Raw genomic sequence first — 21115 nt, forward strand, 5'->3', positions numbered from 1 at the left:
TGGGTCGCCTCGCTTCGCTCACGCCGCTCGTTCCTCGCGGCTGGCGACCGGTGTCGGCTGGCGAGCGGGTTCGAGGGCTCGCTGTCGCCGCGAGGTGAAGATACGGTTACAGCGCCCGGCAATCGCTCCGAGGCCCTCCCGCACGACCCACCCGGACACTAGGGTCGGTCACGAGTGCCGGGCTCCCCGGCTCCGTACCGAGGAGGAATTTTGCGTCGATTGACCAGGCTTTCCGCTGTTGCCGCCGTGGCCACGCTCGCTCTCGCGGGCTGTGGAGGGGGCAGCGACAGCGAGGGTGGCGGAGGCGACAAGCCCGCTGCCAGCGACGACGTCTGCAAGACCGCCGACGGCGACGGCCCGAAGATCGGCCTGGCGTACGACGTGGGCGGACGCGGCGACCAGTCGTTCAACGACTCGGCGTACGCCGGCATGGAGAAGGCCGTCAGCGACTTCGACGCCACGTGCATCGAGGGCGAGGCGACCGACGGCGAGGCCGAGTCGGCCCGCGAGGACCGTCTGCGCAACATGGCCGAGAGCGGCGCCACCGCGATCGTCGGCGTCGGATTCGCCTACAGCGAGTCGGTCAACGCCGTGGCCCCCGACTTCCCCGAGGTCAACTTCGCGGTCATCGACGGCTTCGACCCCGACGACACGGCCAACGACAACGTCGCCTACCTCGGCTTCGCCGAGGAGCAGGGCTCCTTCCTCGTGGGCGTCGCCGCCGCCGAGAAGAGCCAGTCCGGCACGATCGGCTTCGTCGGTGGCGTCAACAACGAGCTGATCCAGAAGTTCGAGGCCGGCTACACCGCGGGCGCCAAGGCCGCCAAGCCCGACATCAAGGTCGAGGTCCAGTACATCCAGGAGTCGGACCTGTCCGGCTTCGGTGACCCGGCCGGCGGCAAGGCCGCCGCGACGGGCGAGTTCGACAAGGGCGCCGACGTGGTCTACCACGCAGCCGGTGGTTCGGGCTCGGGCGTCTTCGACGCCGCCGTCGAGGCCGGCGAGGGCAACTGGGCGATCGGTGTCGACTCCGACCAGTACCTGACCGCGACCGCCGAGCAGAAGCCGTTCATCCTGACGTCGATGCTCAAGCGCGTCGACACGGCGACGTACAACTTCGCCAAGTCGATCGACGAGGGCAAGCCGCTGGTCAGCTACACGGTCTACGACCTCAAGCAGGACGGCGTCGGCTACTCGACGGCCAACGAGTCGGCGATCACCGATCTGACGACCGGCATCGACGAGTACAAGGCCAAGATCGTCTCCGGGGAGATCACGGTCCCGACCAAGCCGTAACGGCTCGGTCGACACCATCGACGACGACGAACCTGGGCTGGCGCGGTAGCGTTCAGCCCAGGTTCGCCGTTGTCCGGCCACCGGCAGGCGTCCACAACGGGTGGGCGGCCGGTCGCCAACGTCAGTCTCAGAACGCAAGTACGTAGGGAGTATCCGTGCCGTCTGCCGTCGATGCAGTGCAGCTGCGGGGAATCGGCAAACGATTCCCGGGTGTCGTCGCCAACCATGACGTCGACGTCACGATCCGACCGGGCACGGTCCACGCCCTGATCGGCGAGAACGGTGCCGGCAAGTCGACGCTCATGAAGATCCTGTACGGGGTCCAGCGTCCCGACGACGGCACGATCACGATCGAGGGCGAGCAGGTCGTCCTCAAGTCGCCGACCGAGGCCATCGAGGTCGGCGTCGGCATGGTCTTCCAGCACTTCATGCTGGCCGACAACCTGACGGTGCTCGAGAACATGGTGCTCGGCGCCGAGAAGCTGCACGGCATCGGCGACGGCGCGCGCACCGAGATCCGCCGCATCTCCGACCGCTTCGGCTTCGACCTCGACCCCGACGTGCTGGTCGAGCGCCTCGGCGTCGCGGCCCGTCAGCGGCTCGAGATCGCCAAGGTGCTGTACCGCGGTGCCCGCATCATCATCCTCGACGAGCCGACGGCCGTGCTCGTCCCGCAGGAGGTCGACGCCCTGTTCGAGAACCTGCGCGAGCTCACCAGCGCCGGCAACTCCGTGCTGTTCATCTCGCACAAGCTCGACGAGGTGCTCGCGATCGCCGACGACATCACGGTCATGCGGCGCGGCACGACGGTCGGCACGGCCGATCCCGCGACCGCGACCAAGCAGGAGCTCGCCGAGCTGATGGTCGGCTCCGAGCTGCCCTCGCCCGAGACCGAGGAGTCGACGGTCACCGACACGGTGCAGCTGTCGCTGTCCGACGTCACCCTGACCGACGAGTTCGGACGCAACCTGCTCAGCGACCTGTCGCTGACGATCCGCCGCGGCGAGGTGCTGGGCATCGCGGGCGTCGAGGGCAACGGGCAGGCCGAGCTGGTCGAGACGATCATGGGCATGCGCATCCCCACCGCCGGACGCATCATGCTCGGCGACGAGGACGTCACGCACTGGCACACGCGCCGCCTGCGCGAGGCCGGCATCGGCTACATCCCCGAGGACCGTCACCGTCACGGGCTGCTGCTCGACGCGCCCCTGTGGGAGAACCGGATCCTCGGCCACCAGACGCGCCCGCCGAGCTCGAAGGGCATGTTCATCAACCGGCGGGGTGCGCGCAAGGACACCGAGCGCATCGTCGCCGACTACGACGTCCGCGCACCCGGCATCGACACGCCGTCGCGCGCCCTGTCGGGCGGCAACCAGCAGAAGCTCATCGTCGGACGCGAGATGAGCGGCGACCCCGTCCTGCTCATCGCGTCGCACCCCACGCGCGGTGTCGACGTCGGCGCGCAGGCCGCGATCTGGGACCACATCAAGCGGGCCCGTCGCGCGGGCCTGGCGGTGCTGCTGATCTCGGCCGACCTCGACGAGCTGATCGGCCTGTCCGACACGATCCAGGTGATCCTGCGCGGCCGCTTCGTCGGCACGTTCGACCCGGCCAAGGTCACGCCCCAGGACCTCGGAACCGCCATGACCGGAGGTGCGGCATGACCGGCCGCCTGAAGTCCGTCGCGCTGGCGCTGCTCGCGCCGGCGATCGCGATCGTCCTGAGCATCCTCGTGACGACGCTGGTCATCGCCGCCGTCGGCAGCTCGCCGGGCGAGTTCTGGTCGACGATGTTCGAGGTGCCCAAGCCGCGCCTGCGCGTCGACATCGTCAACCAGACCGCCATGATCTACATCGCCGCGGTCGCCGCGGCGATCGGCTTCCGCATGGGCCTGTTCAACATCGGCCTCGAGGGCCAGTACACGATCGCGTCGTTCGCGGCCGCCTCGTTCGCGGGAGCGGCCTACCTGGGCGGCTTCGCGAACGTCATCGCCTCGCTGGCCGTCGCGATGCTCGTGGGTGCCGCCTGGTCGGGCATCGCCGGCCTCCTCAAGACGACCCGAGGCGTCAGCGAGGTCATCTCGACGATCATGCTCAACGCGATCGCCGTGACGCTCGTGGGCTACTTCCTGAACAACTACGGGGTCAAGGAGGGCAACACGGTCCACACCAAGAACCTCGAGCCCTCCTCGACGCTCGGCGGATTCTCGCCGTTCGAGGACCGCGACGGCGAGATCTGGGCGCTGTCGATCGTCGCGCTGCTGCTCGGCATCGGCTTCTGGGTGCTGCTCAACAAGACGCGCTTCGGCTTCGACCTGCGCGCCAGCGGGCAGTCCGAGAGTGCCGCGCTGGCCAGCGGCATCAACCCCAAGCGGATGATCCTGATCTCGATGATGCTGTCGGGGGCCGTCGCCGGCCTGATCTGGATGCCCGCGCTGTTCGGCGGTGCCCGCAACTACGGCACGTCGTTCCAGGTCGGTCTCGGCTTCCTCGGCATCGCCGTGGCCCTGCTGGGCCGCAACCGTCCCGTCGGCATGCTGTTCGGCGCGCTGCTGTTCGCGTTCCTGTCGGTCAAGTCCAACGACCTCACGTTCGGCACCGACGTCTCGCCGAGCATCGTCCAGATCACCCAGGGAGTCGCCGTGCTCGCGGTCGTCGTCACGTACGAGGTGGTGCGCCGCTGGCGCACGCGCCTCGAGCAGCGAGCCGTCAGCCGTGAGCTGACCGGCACGACGGCAGGAGCGACCTCATGAGCGCGACCACGGCGACCACGGGGCGCAAGCGGACGATCGTCGAGCGGCTGACGACGAGCTGGCTGTACATCGGCCTGATCGGCATCGGCGTCGTCTCGTTCGTCCGCATCATCACCGACACCGACGACCTGACCGGGGCGGGCACGATCCGCGCCGCGATCATCGCGACGTGCCCGATCCTCGCGGCCGCGCTGGGCGGCCTGTGGGCCGAGCGGGCCGGTGTCGTCAACATCGGCCTCGAGGGCCAGATGATCCTCGGCACGTGGGGCGCGGCGTTCTTCACGTACCACTACGGTCCGTGGGTCGGCATCCTCGGCGCGGCCCTGCTGGGCCTGATCGGCGGGCTCCTGCACGCCGTCGCGACCGTCACGTTCGGCGTCGACCACATCGTGTCGGGCGTCGCGATCAACCTGATCGGCGCGGGTGCCGCGACGTACCTCGCCGAGGCGATCTTCCCCGACTACGAGGGAGGCGGTCCCCGCCAGCTCAACGGGTTGGAGGCACCGGCGCAGATCACGATCCCCGGGGTGTCCGACCTCGCGAACTCGATCGCCGACCGGCACTGGTTCGTCGTGTCCGACATCGCCTCGGTCGTCCAGGCCCTGACGACCAACATCTCGACGCTGAGCCTGCTGATCTTCGCGCTGGTGATCGTCTCGGCGCTCGTGCTGTGGCGCACGTCGTTCGGCCTGCGACTGCGCTCGTGCGGCGAGAACCCCCAGGCGGCCGAGACCCTCGGCATCAACGTCTACCTCTACAAGTACGTCGCGGTGCTCGTGTCGGGCGCCCTGGCCGGCATCGGCGGCGGCTTCCTGGCGCTCGTCGCCTCGAGCGGCTTCAGCAACGGTCAGACGGGTGGCCGCGGCTACATCGGCCTGGCGGCCATGATCTTCGGCAACTGGCGACCCGGTGGGCTCCTGGCCGGTGCGCTGACGTTCGGCTACACCGACTCGCTGCGCCTGCGCGACACCCAGTCGGTGCACTCGCTGCTGCTGCTCGTCGCGATCGGCCTGCTGGCCTTCGCGGCGTGGCGCGCCTACAAGAAGCAGGTCACCGGGGCGCTGGTCGTCGCCGGCGCCGGCGTGCTCGTGATGGCGTGGTTCCTGCTCACCGACAGCGTCCCGCGCGAGTTCACGGTCATGACGCCCTACGTCACGACGATGTTCGTGCTGGCGCTCGGATCACAACGTCTCCGCATGCCCGCGGCCGACGGCAAGCCCTATCGACGAGGAAGTGCCGGCTGATGGCGCTGGGCATCAACGGACCGGACGACCCCATCGACTGGGCGTCGCTGACGAAGTACGCGACCGAGGTCATGGGCCGCGCCTACGCGCCGTACTCGAACTACAAGGTCGGCGTCGCGGGCCTCGTCGACGACGGACGGGTCGTGCTGGGCTGCAACGTCGAGAACGCCGCCTACGGCGTGGCGCTGTGCGCCGAGTGCGGCATGGTCTCGGCGCTGCACTCCACCGGCGGCGGACGTCTCGTCGCGGTCGCCTGCGTCGACTCGCGCGGCGCCGCCCTCATGCCGTGCGGCCGCTGCCGCCAGCTGCTGTGGGAGAACGGCGGGCCCGACATGCAGCTCATGACGCCCTCGGGCGTCCGCACCATGACCGAGGTGCTGCCGGACGCCTTCGGCGCCGACGACCTGGGCACGGTGTGACCCGCTACGCCGTGCAGCTCGACCCCGGCTCGCCCGCGTTCATCGCCGATCCCTACCCGGTGCTCGCCGCGCTGCGCGACAACGGGCCGGTGCTGTGGCACGAGCCGATGGGCACGTGGCTCGCGACGACGCACGACTCCGTCAGCCAGGTGCTGCGCAACCGCTCGTTCGGCCGGCTCTGGACCGACTGGGAGCCCGCGTCGCAGATGGAGCCGTTCAACGCGCTGCACCGCAACCAGATGATGGAAAATGAGCCGCCGACCCACACGCGTCTGCGTCGTCTCGTGGCGGCGGCCTTCGGGCGCGGGCACGTCGAGCGCATGCGGCCCCGCATCGAGTCGCTGGCCGCGTCGATGGTCGCCGACCTGCCGAACGGTCCGGGCGACACGTTCGACCTGCTCGGCGACTACGCCGAGCCGATGCCGGTCTACGTCATCGCCGACCTGCTCGGCGTCCCGCGCGACGACCACGCGAAGCTGCGCGACTGGTCGCAGGCGATCGTCCACATGTACGAGCCGGGCGTCGGCGCGCTCACGAAGGCCGCTGCGATCGACGCGAGCACGGCGTTCTCCGACTACGTGCGCGGCGTCGTCGAGCAGCGCCGCTCGTCGCCCGGCGACGACCTGATCACCGATCTCATCCAGGCGCGCGACGACGGCTCGAAGCTGAGCGACGACGAGCTCGTGGCCTCGGTCGTCCTGCTGCTCAACGCGGGGCACGAGGCGTCCGTCAACGTCTTCGGCAACGGCTTCCACGCGCTGCTCGAGCACCCCGACCAGATGGCGCGGCTCGTCTCGGGAGAGGTCTCCGTCGAGACGGCGCTCGAGGAGCTCATCCGCTTCGACGCGCCGCTCCAGCTGTTCGAGCGCACCGCGACCGCCGACGTCGAGGTGTCGGGCCAGCTGATCCGCACGGGGCAGAAGATCGCCTGCCTGATGGGATCGGCCAACCGCGACGCCGCGGCCTTCGACGAGCCCGACGTGTTCGACGTCGGTCGCGACCCCAACCCCCACGTCGGCTTCGGCATGGGGCTCCACTTCTGCCTGGGCGCCCCCCTGGCCCGCCTCGAGCTGCAGATCAGCATCCGCGCCCTGCTCGACCGGTTCCCCGGGCTGCGGCTCGCGGGGGAGTCGCCGCGACGCCCGACCTGGGTGCTGCGCGGCTACGAGAGCATCCCCGTCTCCACCTGACCCCGGAGGTCCCCATGACGACAGGTCCCACCCGCACCGAAGCCTTCGACGCCGTCGAGGTCATCGCCGCCAAGCGCGACCGCCACGAGCTGACCGACCCGCAGATCGACTGGGTCGTCGACGCCTACACCCGCGGGGTCGTGGCCGACGAGCAGATGGCCGCGCTCGCGATGGCGATCCTGCTGAACGGGATGGACCGCCGCGAGATCAGCCGCTGGACGCACGCCATGATCGACAGCGGCGAGCGGATGGACTTCTCGTCGCTGTCGTGGCCGACGTCCGACAAGCACTCGACCGGGGGAGTGGGCGACAAGATCACGCTGCCGCTGGCCCCCCTCGTCGCGGCGTGCGGCGTGGCCGTCCCGCAGCTGTCCGGGCGCGGTCTGGGCCACACGGGAGGCACGCTCGACAAGCTCGAGGCCATCCCCGGCTGGCGCGCCGCGCTGACGAACGACGAGATGATGGCGCAGCTCGAGGACGTCGGTGCCGTGATCTGCGCCGCCGGCGCCGGTCTGGCCCCGGCCGACAAGAAGCTCTACGCACTGCGCGACGTCACCGGCACGGTCGAGGCGATCCCGCTGATCGCCAGCTCGATCATGAGCAAGAAGATCGCCGAGGGCACCGGGTCGCTGGTGCTCGACGTCAAGGCCGGCTCGGGTGCGTTCATGAAGGACCTCGACCAGGCGCGCGAGCTCGCCGAGACCATGGTGGCGCTCGGCACCGACGCCGGCGTGCGCACCGTCGCGCTGCTGACCGACATGTCGACCCCGCTCGGCCTGACCGCCGGCAACGCGTGCGAGGTCGCCGAATCGGTCGAGGTGCTGTCGGGCGGCGGACCCGCCGACGTCGTCGAGCTCACCGTCGCGCTGGCGCGCGAGATGCTGACGGCGGCCGGCCGCGACGACAAGGATCCCGCCGACGTCCTGGCGTCCGGCGCCGCGATGGACGTCTGGAAGCGGATGATCTCGGCGCAGGGCGGCGACCCGGACGCCGCGCTGCCGACGGCCAAGGAGACGCACGTCGTGACGGCCCCGGCGTCGGGCACGCTCGATCGGCTCGATGCGCTCAGCGTCGGCGTCGCGGCGTGGCGCCTCGGCGCGGGCCGCTCACGTCCGGGCGAGCAGGTGCAGGCCGCCGCGGGCGTCGTGATGCACGCCAAGCCGGGCGACGCCGTGACGGCCGGGCAGCCCCTGCTGACGCTGCACACCGACACGCCCGAGCGCTTCGACCGCGCGATCGCGGCGTTGGAGGGCGGCTACGACATCGGCGCCGCGGGTGCGGCGACCACGAGTGTCGTCATCGACCGGATTGGGTAGGTTCACCCGATGCGCATGTTCAACAACCGCACCGAGATCGCCGCGGCCGCCGGCGACGAGCTGGGCGTCAGCGAGTGGGTCGGCATCACGCAGGACCGCATCGACATGTTCGCCGACGCGACGGGCGACCGTCAGTGGATCCACGTCGACGCCGAGCGCGCCGCCGACGGTCCCTTCGGCGCCACGATCGCCCACGGCTACCTGACGCTGTCGCTGATCCCGTTCCTGGGCGCGCAGGTGTTCGCCTTCGCCGGCGACATGGCCCGGGTCAACTACGGGCTCAACAAGGTCCGCTTCGTCGCACCCGTCACGGTGGGCTCCAAGCTGCGCAGCCGCGTCGCGATGCTCGACGTCACCGACATCGAGAAGGGCCAGCAGGTCACGCTGCAGCACACGATCGAGATCCGCGGCGGCGACAAGCCGGCCTGCGTCGCGGAGACCGTCACCCTCCTGATGAACGCGTGACCATGACACGATGAGGGGGTGACTGCCACCCCCGAACAGATCAAGAAGGCCCCCAAGGTCGCCCTGCACGAGCACCTCGACGGAGGTGTCCGGCCCGCCACGATCGTCGAGATCGCCGACGAGATCGGGCACGACCTGCCCGCCGACGGCGCCGAGGCGCTGGGGGCGTGGTTCGAGGAGGCGTCGAGCTCGGGCTCGCTGGTGCGCTACCTCGAGACGTTCGTGCACACCGTCGCGGTCATGCAGCGCCCCGAGGACCTCGCCCGCGTCGCGCGGGAGTCGGTCGTCGACCTGGCGACCGACGGGTGCGTCTACGCCGAGCTGCGGTGGGCGCCCGAGCAGCACCAGTCGGCGGGGCTCTCGCTGCGCGAGGCCGTCGAGGCCGTGCAGGCCGGCATCGACGCGGGACGCGAGGAGGCCGCGGGCCTCGGCCACTCCATCGTCGTGGGTCAGCTGCTGACGGCGATGCGGCACGCCAAGCGGGGCATGGAGATCGCCGAGATCGCGGTCGAGTACCGCACGCGCGGGGTCGCCGGCTTCGATATCGCCGGCGCCGAGGACGGCTTCCCGCCGATCCTGCACCTCGAGGCGTTCGAGTTCCTGCGGCGCGAGAACGCGCACTTCACGATCCACGCCGGCGAGGCGTTCGGGCTGCCGTCGATCTGGCAGGCGATCCAGCGCTGCGGCGCCGAGCGGCTCGGTCACGGTGTCCGCATCGTCGACGACATCGACTGGGACGCGCCGGGCGGCCCGGTGCTGGGCGACCTGGCCGCGTACATCCGCGACCGTCGCATCCCGCTCGAGATGTGCCCGTCGTCGAACCTGCAGACCGGTGCCGTCGCCGGCATGGAGACGATCGCCGACCACCCGATCGGCCGTCTCAAGGACCTCGGCTTCCGCGTCACGGTCAACTGCGACAACCGGCTCATGAGCGGGACGTCGATGAGTCGCGAGTTCCAGCTGCTGGCCGACGCCTTCGACTACTCGCTCGACGACGTCCGGTGGTTCACGATCAACGCGATGAAGAGCGCCTTCCTGCCGTTCGACCAGCGCCTCGCGCTGATCAACGACGTCATCAAGCCGGGCTACGCCGCCCTCGCCTGACCCCCACCCGCCGACGAGTCACGTACGCCCGCCGACGAGTCACGTACGCCCGGCGAGGAGTCACTCACGTCCGGCGTGAGTGACTCCTCGTTCGGTCTGAGTGACTCGTCAGCGGGCCTGAGTGACTCGTCGGCGATCAGGCGGCGCGGGTGGCCGGGCTCGCGTCGGCGTCCTCGAGGGCGTGCGCGAGGATGTCGGCGACGTCCGCGACCGGCCGCACGTCGAGCTCGGCCAGCACCTCGTCGGGCACGTCGGCCAGGTCGACCTCGTTGCGTGCCGGGATGAAGACGGTCCTCAGCCCGGCCCGCTGCGCCGCCATGAGCTTCTGCTTGACACCGCCGATCGGCAGCACCCGTCCGTTGAGCGTCACCTCACCCGTCATGCCGACGTCGGCCCGCACCTGACGACCCAGCGCCAGCGACGTCAGGGCCGTCACCATCGTGACGCCGGCCGACGGACCGTCCTTCGGCACCGCCCCCGCGGGCACGTGCAGGTGGATCGACCGCTCGAGCGTCGCCGGGTCGATCCCGAGCTGCGCCGCGTGCGAGCGGACGTACGTCAGCGCGATCTGCGCCGACTCCTTCATGACGTCGCCGAGCTGGCCCGTGATCGCGAGCGACCGCTCGCCGTCGTAGGCACTGGCCTCGATGAACAGCACGTCGCCGCCCAGGCCCGTGACCGCGAGCCCGGTCGAGACGCCGGGCACCGCGGTGCGCTCCTCGACCTCCGGGACGAATCGCGGGCGCCCGACGAAGTCGACCAGCGTGTGCTCGTCGACGACCACCGGTCGGGCGACGTCGGGGTCGGCGAGCCGGGTCGCGACCTTGCGGAACACCTTGGCCAGCAGCCGCTCCATCTGGCGCACGCCCGCCTCGCGGGTGTGCGAGGCGGCGATGACGCGCAGCGCCTCGTCGGTGACGGTCACCTCGTCGGCGGTCAGGGCCGCGCGCTCGAGCTGGCGAGGTGCGAGGTGCTGCCGCGCGATCTGCACCTTGTCGTCCTCGGTGTAGCCGTCGAGCTGGACGAGCTCCATGCGGTCGAGCAGGGCCTCGGGGATCTGCTCGACGACGTTGGCGGTGGCCAGGAACAGGACGTCGGACAGGTCGAGGTCGAGATCGAGGTAGTGGTCGCGGAACGTGTGGTTCTGCGCCGGGTCGAGCACCTCGAGCAGCGCCGCGGCGGGGTCGCCGCGGTAGTCGGCGCCGACCTTGTCGATCTCGTCGAGCAGCACGACGGGGTTCATCGATCCGGCCTCGGCGATCGCGCGCACCAGGCGTCCGGGCAGGGCCCCGACGTACGTGCGCCGGTGGCCGCGGATCTCGGCCTCGTCGCGCACGCCGCCGAGGGCGACCCGGACGAAGTCGCGTCCGAGGGCCCGCGCGACGCTCTCGCCCAGCGACGTCTTGCCGACGCCGGGAGGGCCGACGAGCGCCATGACGGCACCCGACCCGCGTCCGCCGACGACCTCGAGGCCGCGCTCGCGCCGGCGCGCACGCACCGCGAGGTACTCCACGATCCGGTCCTTGACGTCGTCGAGCCCGTGGTGGTCGGCGTCGAGGACGGCGCGTGCCGCGACGAGGTCGTCGTGGTCGTCGGTGCGGACGCCCCACGGGAGCTCGAGCACGGTGTCGAGCCACGTGCGGATGTAGCCCGACTCGGGGTTCTGGTCGCTGCCCCGCTCGAGCTTGTCGACCTCGCGCAGCGCGGCCTTGCGGACGTCGTCGGGCAGATCGGCCTGCTCGACCCGTGCGCGGTAGTCGACCGCCCCCTCGGGCTCGCCCTCGCCGAGCTCCTTGCGGATCGCGGCGAGCTGCTGCCGCAGGACGAACTCGCGCTGGCTCTTGTCGATGCTCTCCTGCACCGACTCGGAGATCTTCTCGGTCACGTCGGCCTCGGCGAGGTAGTCGCGCGCCCAGCCGATCAGGGCCGTCAGACGCTCGCCGACGTCCTCGGTCTCGAGGAGCCGTCGCTTCTGCTCGTTCTCGAGGTACGAGGCGTAGCCCGCGGTGTCGGCGAGCTCGCCGGGGTCGCTGAGGCGCTGCACGGAGTCGACGACCTGCCACGCGTTGCGCTTCTGCAGGATCGCGACGAGCAGCCCCTTGTACTCCGCGGCGAGGTCGAGGACCGCCTCGGACGGCTCGGGGTCGTCGATCGGCTCGGCCTCGACCCACAGCGCCGCCCCGGGTCCGGTCACGCCGCCCTGGATGTGCGCGCGCCGACCGGCCCGCAGGACCGCCCCGGGTCCGCCGCCGGGGAGCCGGCCGACCTGCTGGATCGTGGCGATGACGCCGTGGGTCGCGTAGCGGTCCTCGAGGCGCGGGGCCACGAGGAGCCGGTCGTCGTTGCTGGTGCGGGCGGCGTCGACGGCGGCGCGGGCCGCGTCGTCGAGCTCGATCGGGACGACCATCCCGGGGAGGACGACGACGTCCTCCAGGGCCAGGACGGGGAACTGCTGCAGTGCGCTCATGATGGTCTCCTCAGACGTGAGTCTGATGGGCTCAACCTTGCGCCGTGGTTCCGTGTTCCGCCGGAGGGTGGGTGTTCGCTGACGGCGGACGGTCAGCCCGCGAGCAGGGCGCGGGCGCGGCGCGGCGAGATCGGCGTGCAGCCGTGCGCGACGGCCTCGGCGACGATGCGGGGCTCGTCCTGCATCAGCCGCCAGCCCCGGCGCACGAGCACCCAGGGCGCCTTGCGCCCCTCGCGCAGGTCGCGGAACAGGCGCAGCCCGAACGTCACGACCCGGTGGCGGTGCAGGCAGATCGCCTCGTCGAGCAGCCCGGCCTCGCGGCACGCGTCGACGATGACGGGCGCGAACAGGCCCTCGGCGATGAACCGCCCCGACGGGGCGCTCAGCACCTGCGAGCCGGTGCGCCGGCTCGCCGCGATGTCGTAGACCGGCACCTCGGCGGCGCCCGACGCGCACAGCTCGGCGATCGCGCCGACGGCCGCGACGGCGTCCCACGAGTCGGGGTGGTCCCAGTCGACGATCCCGAGGCTCGACCGCGGCATGCCGGGGGCGTCGACGTCGCGATAGAAGTCGTCGAGTCGCAGCACCGACCAGCCCAGCCGGGCGGCGAGGTGCGACTTGCCCGAGCCGGACGGCCCGGCGACGATCACGACTCCGGAGGATGCGGCCACCCGTCGAGGATAGTCGTGCTCGCGATCGTCCCCGGTCGGTCCCTAGGATGGCGACATGCCCACGAACGTCACCGCCGCCGAGATCGCCGCGACCATCGACCACGCCATCCTCAAGCCCGAGCTCACGCGCGCCGAGGTCGACGAGCAGCTGGCCCTGGTGGCCCGCTACGGCGTGTTCAGCGCGTGCGTCCGGCCGAGCGACGTGTCGCACGCGTACGAGGTGCTGGCCGGCAGCGGCGTCGCGGTGTGCGCCGTGATCGGCTTCCCGCACGGCACGACCAGCACGCAGGCCAAGGTCGCGGAGGCGGGCCAGGCGCTCGACGACGGTGCCGTCGAGCTCGACATGGTCCTCAACATCGGACGTCTGCGCAGCGGCATGGTCGACGACGTCGAGGCCGACATCCGGGCCGTCGTGCAGGCCGCGGGCGAGCACGTCGTCAAGGTCATCCTCGAGACCGCGTACCTGAGCGACGACGAGGTCGTCGCGGGCTGCGAGGCCGCCGAGCGGGCGGGCGCCGCCTTCGTCAAGACCTCGACGGGATTCGCCGGGGGAGGGGCCACGGTCGAGCACCTGACGCTCATGCGGGCCACCGTGAGCGACGCGGTGCAGGTCAAGGCGTCCGGCGGCGTCCGCGGGCTCGACACGCTGCTCGAGATGCGCGACCTGGGGGTCACGCGGTTCGGCACCAGCGCGACCGCCACGATTCTCGACGACGCGGCCGCCCGCGAGACCGGGTCGACGTCGTCGGCGGCCACCGACGAGAGCTCGTACTGAACTTCACCGTTTCGTCATGTTGCGTCCTCATGACGACCGTTGACTTCTCGCGCTCGCCGAGATGTGCTGTGCTCACAACTTCCTGAGACGTTCTCAGGTGGGCACACCATCGGGGGTGAGCCGCGCAGCCGCTTCCCCTGTCTTCTCGGAGAGGTACCTGCGTGAGACTCAAGTCCCGCCGTCTGCTGACCGTCGCGACCGCGACACTGCTGAGCGCACCGCTGCTGGCCGTCACACCGGCCAGTGCCGCCGACGACGTCACGATCAACCTGATCGGCATCAACGACTTCCACGGCCGCATCGACACGGCCACCGTGCAGTGGGCCGGCACGGTCGAGAAGTTGCGTACTGACGGCGGGGGAGACGGCAAGAGCCTGATCGTCTCGGCCGGCGACAACGTCGGCGCCTCGGTGTTCGCGTCGTCGCTGCAGGGCGACCAGCCCACGCTCGACATCCTCAACCTGATCGGTCTCGACGCGTCAGCGGTCGGCAACCACGAGTTCGACCAGGGGTACGACGACCTGGTCAAGCGCATCGTCCCCGCCGCGAAGTTCGACATCCTCGGTGCCAACGTCCGCAAGGCAGACGGCTCGCGTGCCCTGCCCGCCTACAGGATCTACACCCTCGACGGCGTCAAGGTCGCCGTCGTCGGAGCCGTGACGCAGGAGACGCCGACGCTCGTCAGCCCCGACCGCGTCAGCGGTCTGACGTTCGGCGACCCGTCCGACTCGATCAACGAGGCCGTCGCCGAGATCGAGGCGCTGCCGGCCGACCAGCAGCCCGACGTCACGGTCGCCTCGTTCCACGAGGGCGCACCCGACGGTGCCGCGACCTTCCAGCAGGCCGTCGCGAGCAGCACGGTGTTCCGTCGTCTCGTCGAGAACACCTCGCCCGACGTCGACGCGATCTTCATGGGCCACACGCACCAGAAGTACGTGTACGACGCCCCGATCCCGGGACAGCCCGGCAAGACCCGTCCCGTCGTCCAGACCGGCCAGTACGGCGAGAACGTCGGCCAGATCTCCCTGACGGTCGACCCCGACACGGACGTCGTCAGCGCCGCGACGGCGCAGACGGTCGCACGCAGCACGGCCACCGAGGCCGATCTGCTCAAGACGTACCCCTCGCTCGCGGCGGTCAAGAAGGTCCGCGACGACGCCGTGGCCTACGCCGCCACGGAGGGCAACGTCAAGAAGGGCACGATCACGGCCGACATCACCCGTGCCTTCACCGACCCCGCGAACTACGGCGGCCCCGACCGCACCAACGAGTCGACGATGGGCAACCTCGTGGCCGACGCGCTGCTCTACCGGGTCGGCACGACAGCCCCCGGCGCGGACCTCGGCATCGTCAACCCCGGTGGCCTGCGGGCCGACCTCCTGAAAGCCGGTGTCCCGAACGACCAGGTCAACACCGAAGGCGTCGTGACCCGTGCCGAGCTCAACACGGTGCTTCCCTTCGCCAACAACCTCAACTCGGTGGCCGTCACCGGCGCGGTGCTGAAGGAGATCCTGGAGCAGCAGTGGCCGACCGGTGGTGCCACGCGGACGTACCTGCAGCTGGGTGTCTCCAAGAACGTCAGCTACACCTACGACGGATCGCGGGCGCTCGGCGACCGCATCACGGCGGTGCGCATCAGCGGCGCGCCGCTCGACCCGACCAAGACGTACCGGGTCGCGACGTTCTCGTTCCTCGCGGCCGGTGGTGACAACTTCTCGGCGTTCAAGAAGGGCGTCTCGACCGACACGGCCCTCGTCGACCGCGACGGCTGGGAGCAGTTCTTCGCCGAGAAGAGCCCGGTGTCGCCCGACTTCGCGAAGCGTTCGGCCTCCGTCACGGGGGTCGCGTCGTCGTACAAGGCCCTCGGCGACGTGTCGGTCGCGCTGTCGAAGCTCGACCTGACGTCAACCGGTAGCCCCGCCAACACGAGCCTCACGGCGACCGTCACGAGCGGCGGCACCACGACCACGGTCGGTGACTTCCCCGTCACGGGCGGTGCCGCGAACGTCGCCTTCACGCTGCCCGCAGGCATCGCCGGCGACGTGACCCTGACGCTCAAGGCCGCACCGACCGGCACGTCCGTCACGATCCCGCTGACGGTCGAGAAGCTGTCGACCACGACGACCGCCACGGCCCCGGCCAAGGCCAAGACCGGCACGACGTTCACGGTCGAGAGCACGGTCGACGGCGAGACCGACGCGGTCCCGACCGGCACGGTCTCGGTCAAGGACGGCGACACCGTGCTGGCCACCGGCCCGGTCACGGACGGCAAGGCCTCGGTCGAGGTCAACGCCAGCAGGCTGTCGGCCGACGAGCACGCGCTGACCGTCGCCTACTCAGGCGATGCGACGCACGCGGCGTCGACCGCCGACGCCGGCACGATCGACATCGTCAAGGGCGGCTCGGGCTTCGGCGCCGTCGCCGCCTCCGGCACCTACGGCCGCACGAGCCAGGTGTCGGTCACGGCCGACCCCGAGGCGTCCGGACTGGTCTACGTGGCCCAGGGTGGACGCACGATCGGCCTGGGCTTCCTGGTCACGGGCAAGGGCACCGTCGCGATCGACGGCACGGCCCTGACGCCCGGCACCCACACCCTCGACGTGTTCTTCAACGGCGACGAGAAGTTCGACCCCACGAGCACGACGGCGTCGATCACGATCGCCAAGGGCAGCACGTCGGTCCGCAAGGCCAAGGTCAGCCCGACCACGATCGTCCGCAACCGCACCAAGCCGTTCGTGACCGTCTCGGTGAGGGGCGACGGGTTCACGGTCGACGGCGGCAAGGTCACCCTCCGCCAGGGTGGCAAGAGCTACTCCGGCGCGGTCAGGGACGGCAAGGCCCGCATCCGCCTCGGCAAGTTCACGACGTCGGGCTCGAAGAAGAAGGTGACCGCGACGTACTCCGGCAACGGTGTCGCGAACGGCTCCTCGACCAGCTTCACGGTCAAGGTCGCCAAGAAGTAGGCACACCCGGTGTCCCCGGGGCGGTCGTCGACCGCCCCGGGGTCCGTCCCGCACGTCCGCACGGCCCTCCGCACGCCCATCTGCACGAGAACCCGGGGAACTCATGAAGAAGTCGAACGTCACGCGATGGGCGGCCGTCGCGGCCGTCTCGGTCGCCTCACTCGTCGCCCTCCCGGCGGCGCCCGCCACGGCCGATCCGGCCGGCACGAACGTCGTGATCAGCGAGGTCTACCTCAACGGTGGATCGGCCGGCGCGAGCTACACCAACAAGTTCGTCGAGCTCTACAACCCGACGTCCGCCGCGATCGACGTCAGCGGGTGGTCGGTCCAGTACAAGTCGAGCACCGGCACCTCGATCACCACGGCCAACAACGTCCCCCTGGGTGACCACCACATCGAGCCCGGCAAGACCCTGCTCGTCCAGGCGCAGGGCAACGGCACGACCACCACGGCCCTGCCGGCCCCCGACGTCGTCAGCACCAGCCTCAACCCCAGCGGCAGCGCGGGCGGCGTGCTCGCGCTGTCGAGGTCGACGGCGGCCCTGACCGCGACGACTCCCGCCGCGATGCTGGCCGACCCGAACCTGGTCGACCTGATCGGCTACGGCACCGGCAACACGTTCGAGAAGACGGCGGAGCCCGCCGGCGGCTACAACGTCACGACGTCGCTGGCGCGCGCGGCGAACGGCGCCGACACCGACGACAACGCCACCGACTTCGCCCCGTCCTCGCCGCCCACGCCCCAGGCGTGCGGCACGGCCTGCGACGGGTCGGGGACCGGTGAGCCGGAGCAGCCGGCCGACCCCGTCGCGGCGACGATCGCCGAGATCCAGGGCACCGGCGCGGCCAGTCCGCTGGCCGGCAAGACGGTCACGACCCGTGGAGTCGTGACCGCGGTCTACTCGACCGGTGGGTTCAACGGCGGCTACATCCAGACCGCCGGCACCGGTGGCGCCCTCGACCTCGCGACGCACCAGGCGTCCGACGGGCTCTTCGTGTTCGACGCGGCCTTCGCCGCGGGCGTCCGCAAGGGCGACTTCGTCGAGGTCACGGGTGCCGTCTCGGAGTTCAACGGGCTGACCGAGCTGACGACGTCGACCGGACAGTTCCGGACGCTCACCGAGACCGCGGCGCCCGTCGTCCCCGCCTCCGTCGCGTTCCCGCTGTCGGAGACGCAGCGCGAGTCGCTCGAGGGGATGCTGCTGCTGCCGACCGGCGACATGACGGTCACCAACAACTACACGACCAACCAGTACGCCGAGATCGGTCTGGCCGACGGCACCGAGCCGCTGCAGACCCCGACCAACGTCGTCCTGCCGGGCGAGCCCGCCCGGAAGCTGCTGGCCGAGAACAAGCAGCGCCTGGTCAACCTCGACGACGGTTCGTCGGTGAACTACCTGTCGGCGTCCGGGTCGGGCACCCCGATCCCGTGGCTGCGCCCCGGCAACGAGGTGCGGGTCGGCGCGGACGTCACCTTCGTCGACCCCGTGGTCCTCGACTGGCGCAACAGCGTCTGGAAGCTGCAGCCCACGCAGCAGCTGACCGCGACGGGCAAGGAGCCCGTGACGTTCAGCTCGACCCGTACGGCCACGCCCGAGCCGGTCGGCGGCGACGTGCGCATCGGCACCTTCAACGTCCTGAACTACTTCCCGACGACGGCTGCCGACTTCGTGGCGGCCGGGCTGGGCACCTGCTCGACGTACAAGGACCGCGAGGGCGAACCCGTCACGGCCGACACCTGCAGCAACAACGGCCCGCGCGGAGCGGCCGACCAGGGTGACCTCGAGCGTCAGCAGACCAAGATCGTCACGGCCATCAACACGCTCGACGCCGACGTCGTCTCGCTCGAGGAGATCGAGAACTCACGGTCGGTCGACCCGTCGGCGAGCCGTGACAAGGCCCTGGGCACGCTGGTCGCGGCCCTCAACGCCGACGCGGGCGAGCAGCGCTGGGCCTTCGTGCCCTCGCCGGCGCAGACGCCGGCCAAGGAGGACGTGATCCGGACGGCGTTCATCTACCAGCCGAAGGTCGTCACGACCGTCGGTGCCTCGTCGATCCTGGTCGGCAGCGACGCCTTCAGCAACGCCCGGCCGCCGCTGGCGCAGGCGTTCAAGAAGACCGGTGGGCCCGACACGTCGACGTTCGCGGTCATCGTCAACCACTTCAAGTCCAAGGGCAGCGGCTCGCGGCCCGAGGACGACGACCAGGGTGACGGCCAGGGGGCGTCCAACTACTCGCGTACCCTGCAGGCCGCGGCGCTGGTCGACTTCGCCGACGGCTTCGGCACGGCGGCCGGCACGGACAAGATCTTCCTGACGGGCGACTTCAACGCCTACGACAAGGAGGAGCCGGTGCAGATCATCGAGAAGGCCGGCTACACCAACGTCACGGCCGCCAGGACCGACAAGGAGACGTACCAGTTCGACGGCATGGTGGGCTCGCTCGACCACGTCTTCGCCTCCCCGGCCGCGTACGAGCGGGTCACGGGCGCCGACGTGTGGAACATCAACGCCTACGAGGCGCTGGCGCGCGAGTACAGCCGCTACAACTACAACGCGACGCTGCTGTGGGAGCCGACGCCGTACCGGGCGAGCGACCACGACCCCGAGCTGGTCGGCGTCGACCTCGACACCGACACCGACCTCGACGTCACCGCCACGACGGCGGACGCCCCGGCGTCCATCCGGTCGGGCAGCGACCTGACCGTCGCGGTGGGCGTCGAGGGCGACGGGACGCCCGGCGGCACCGTGACGGTGACGGAGGGCACGAAGCAGCTCGGCACCGGCACGCTCGCCGACGGCTCGACGCAGGTCGTCGTCAAGGGCCTGCCGATCGGCTCGCACACCCTGACCGTCGCCTACGGCGGCGACGCGACGCACGCACCGTCGAGCACGACGCTCGAGGTGCAGGTGCTGAAGGCGACGTCCGGGCTCACGGCCTCGGCCGGTCCGGCGACCTACGGCACCAGCTCGACGCTGACCGTGACGGGTGCGCCCGGCGCGACCGGCCTGGTGTACGTCGAGGCGGGCGGCGAGGTCGTCGGCCTCGGCACGATGCTCGGCGGCACCGCGACCGTCAGGCTGTCGAGCACCCTGCCGGTCGGCACGGTGGCGCTGAGGGTGTTCTACGCGGGCGACGGATCGTACGACCCGACGTCGACGACCACGAGCGTGACGGTCGCCAAGGCGGCGACGACGACGCGCAAGGTCTCGGTCAGCCCCACGAAGATCGTCCGCCAGCGCACCAAGGCGTTCGTCGAGCTGCGTGTCCGGGCCGCCGGCTTCACGGTCGACGGCGGCACCGTCACGGTGCGCGCCAGCGGGAAGACGTCGACCGGGACGGTCAGGAACGGGAAGGTGCGGGTGCGCCTCGGCACGTTCACGACGTCCGGCCCGCGCAAGAAGGTCACCGCGACCTTCTCCGGCAACGGTGTCGCGAAGGGCTCCTCGACGAGCTTCACCGTGAAGGTCCGCAGGAGGTAGCGCTCACGNCGGATGGAACATGACCTCGATCCTCGTCATCGCCGCGACCGTCCTGACGGGCCTGTCGGCGGGCCTGTTCGCGACCTTCGGCTACGCCGTCATGCCCGGTCTGCGCCGCACCGACGACGCGGTCTTCGTGCAGGCCATGCGTGCCGTCAACGTCGCCATCCTCAACCCGGTCTTCGCGGTCGTCTTCGGGGGAGCGTTCGTGCTGTCCGTCGCGGCCGTGGTCGCGTCGTGGGGCAGCTCCGCCGCGCCGTGGCTGCTGGCGTCGACGCTGCTGTACGTCGTCGGGGCGTTCGTCGTGACCGGCGTCGTCAACGTGCCGTTGAACGACGCCCTGGCCGAGGGTGACGACGTGCGGTCGCTGCGGGCCGCGTTCGAGCGCCGGTGGGTGGCGTCCAACCACGTGCGGTCGGCGCTGACCACCGCCGCCCTCGTGTGCGCGGCGGTGGGGGCGACGCGCTGCTAGGCGGTCGGCCGGCGACGCAACGCCGTGACGAGCGCCAGCGTCCCGGCCGCGACGACCAGGACGAGGGCGATGCCGGCGACCGCGATCCCGAGCACGACGTAGCGCGTCAGGCGCGGGTTGTCGGCCGTGCCGATCACGAGGTCGGACCCGCCGGTGCACGTCAGCGTGTGCCGGGATCCCGCGGCGCCGCTGACGACGCCCACGCGCTCCCACGAGCGGGTGCGACCGTTGATCGTCATCGAGGCGCGGCCCGTCGAGAACGAGTCGCGGCCGCCGTCGACCTCCTCGGCGTCGCACGAGGTCGAGGCCGTGGCCGGACTGACCCAGACCGCGAGCGGGCGGTCGCCCACCGTGACGGTCGACCGCGTCGGATCGGCGACGGGCTCGATGTCGTACCCCGCGAGGGCGCGCGACACGACGAGCCCGAACACCGCACCGAGGGCCACCGCCAGCACGACGAGACCCGCGGCGACGGCGTAGCGGCGCTTCGCCGTGCCCAC

Annotated in this window: 16 protein-coding genes; 13 read left to right on the plus strand and 3 right to left on the minus strand. The window is 70.9% G+C overall.

Going from position 1 to position 21115, the window contains the following annotated elements; genetic code table 11:
- The first annotated feature begins 246 nt into the window (after nt 1-246).
- From IFT73_RS00005 to IFT73_RS00045, 9 genes are all read left to right on the plus strand, one after another.
- On the plus strand, nt 247-1296 hold the full coding sequence (locus tag IFT73_RS00005) for a BMP family protein (protein WP_371811110.1): 1050 nt from the start codon (nt 247-249) through the stop codon (nt 1294-1296).
- Nucleotides 1297-1451: 155 nt separating this feature from the next.
- Complete coding sequence (locus IFT73_RS00010; protein ID WP_371811111.1) at nt 1452-2960, plus strand: ABC transporter ATP-binding protein; 1509 nt, start codon at nt 1452-1454, stop codon at nt 2958-2960.
- Entirely contained in the window at nt 2957-4048 is a 1092-nt protein-coding gene (locus IFT73_RS00015) for an ABC transporter permease (protein WP_056606604.1), read from the plus strand. Before IFT73_RS00010 ends, IFT73_RS00015 begins: the two co-directional genes overlap by 4 nt.
- Nucleotides 4045-5292, plus strand: a complete 1248-nt coding sequence (locus IFT73_RS00020; protein ID WP_192165550.1) for an ABC transporter permease — start codon at nt 4045-4047, stop codon at nt 5290-5292. Before IFT73_RS00015 ends, IFT73_RS00020 begins: the two co-directional genes overlap by 4 nt.
- The gene (locus IFT73_RS00025; protein ID WP_056606610.1) at nt 5292-5711 is read left to right on the plus strand and encodes a cytidine deaminase; all 420 of its coding nucleotides are present in this window, start codon (nt 5292-5294) and stop codon (nt 5709-5711) included. Before IFT73_RS00020 ends, IFT73_RS00025 begins: the two co-directional genes overlap by 1 nt.
- Nucleotides 5708-6901: a cytochrome P450 gene (locus IFT73_RS00030; RefSeq protein WP_371811112.1), complete on the plus strand. Its 1194-nt coding sequence runs from the start codon at nt 5708-5710 to the stop codon at nt 6899-6901. The genes IFT73_RS00025 and IFT73_RS00030 overlap by 4 nt, the downstream gene beginning before the upstream one ends.
- 14 nt (nt 6902-6915) lie before the next feature.
- Nucleotides 6916-8217, plus strand: coding sequence for a thymidine phosphorylase (locus IFT73_RS00035; protein WP_192165552.1), 1302 nt, complete (start codon nt 6916-6918; stop codon nt 8215-8217).
- Nucleotides 8218-8226: 9 nt separating this feature from the next.
- Nucleotides 8227-8682 (plus strand): MaoC family dehydratase, encoded by a 456-nt coding sequence (locus tag IFT73_RS00040; RefSeq protein ID WP_056606615.1) that lies wholly within the window; start codon nt 8227-8229, stop codon nt 8680-8682.
- An 18-nt stretch (nt 8683-8700) separates the two neighbouring features.
- Nucleotides 8701-9786, plus strand: coding sequence for an adenosine deaminase (locus tag IFT73_RS00045; RefSeq protein WP_192165554.1), 1086 nt, complete (start codon nt 8701-8703; stop codon nt 9784-9786).
- 136 nt (nt 9787-9922) lie between these two features.
- Here IFT73_RS00045 and lon read toward each other — a convergent pair whose 3' ends face one another.
- Both lon and IFT73_RS00055 read right to left on the minus strand, forming a co-directional pair.
- Complete coding sequence (gene lon / locus IFT73_RS00050; RefSeq protein WP_192165556.1) at nt 9923-12253, minus strand: endopeptidase La; 2331 nt, start codon at nt 12251-12253, stop codon at nt 9923-9925.
- Nucleotides 12254-12345: 92 nt separating this feature from the next.
- Nucleotides 12346-12924 carry an ATP-binding protein gene (locus IFT73_RS00055; protein WP_192165558.1) on the minus strand — a complete coding sequence of 193 codons (579 nt, stop codon included), beginning with the start codon at nt 12922-12924 and terminating at the stop codon, nt 12346-12348.
- Between the two features lie 55 nt (nt 12925-12979).
- On the opposite strand from IFT73_RS00055, the gene deoC reads away from it, so the two are divergent.
- From deoC to IFT73_RS19440, 4 genes are all read left to right on the plus strand, one after another.
- Nucleotides 12980-13699, plus strand: a complete 720-nt coding sequence (gene deoC / locus IFT73_RS00060) for a deoxyribose-phosphate aldolase (RefSeq protein ID WP_192165560.1) — start codon at nt 12980-12982, stop codon at nt 13697-13699.
- A 161-nt stretch (nt 13700-13860) separates the two neighbouring features.
- Nucleotides 13861-16662 carry a 5'-nucleotidase C-terminal domain-containing protein gene (locus IFT73_RS00065; protein ID WP_192165562.1) on the plus strand — a complete coding sequence of 934 codons (2802 nt, stop codon included), beginning with the start codon at nt 13861-13863 and terminating at the stop codon, nt 16660-16662.
- Nucleotides 16663-16765: 103 nt separating this feature from the next.
- The gene (locus IFT73_RS00070; RefSeq protein WP_192165564.1) at nt 16766-20143 is read left to right on the plus strand and encodes an ExeM/NucH family extracellular endonuclease; all 3378 of its coding nucleotides are present in this window, start codon (nt 16766-16768) and stop codon (nt 20141-20143) included.
- Nucleotides 20144-20288: 145 nt separating this feature from the next.
- On the plus strand, nt 20289-20615 hold the full coding sequence (locus IFT73_RS19440) for an anthrone oxygenase family protein (protein WP_371811183.1): 327 nt from the start codon (nt 20289-20291) through the stop codon (nt 20613-20615).
- On the opposite strand, the gene IFT73_RS00080 is transcribed toward IFT73_RS19440, so the two are convergent.
- Nucleotides 20612-21115, minus strand: coding sequence for a hypothetical protein (locus tag IFT73_RS00080; RefSeq protein WP_192165568.1), 504 nt, complete (start codon nt 21113-21115; stop codon nt 20612-20614). The genes IFT73_RS19440 and IFT73_RS00080 overlap by 4 nt on opposite strands.

This window comes from Aeromicrobium sp. CFBP 8757 (assembly GCF_014841755.1).
Classification (GTDB): Bacteria; Actinomycetota; Actinomycetes; order Propionibacteriales; family Nocardioidaceae; genus Aeromicrobium.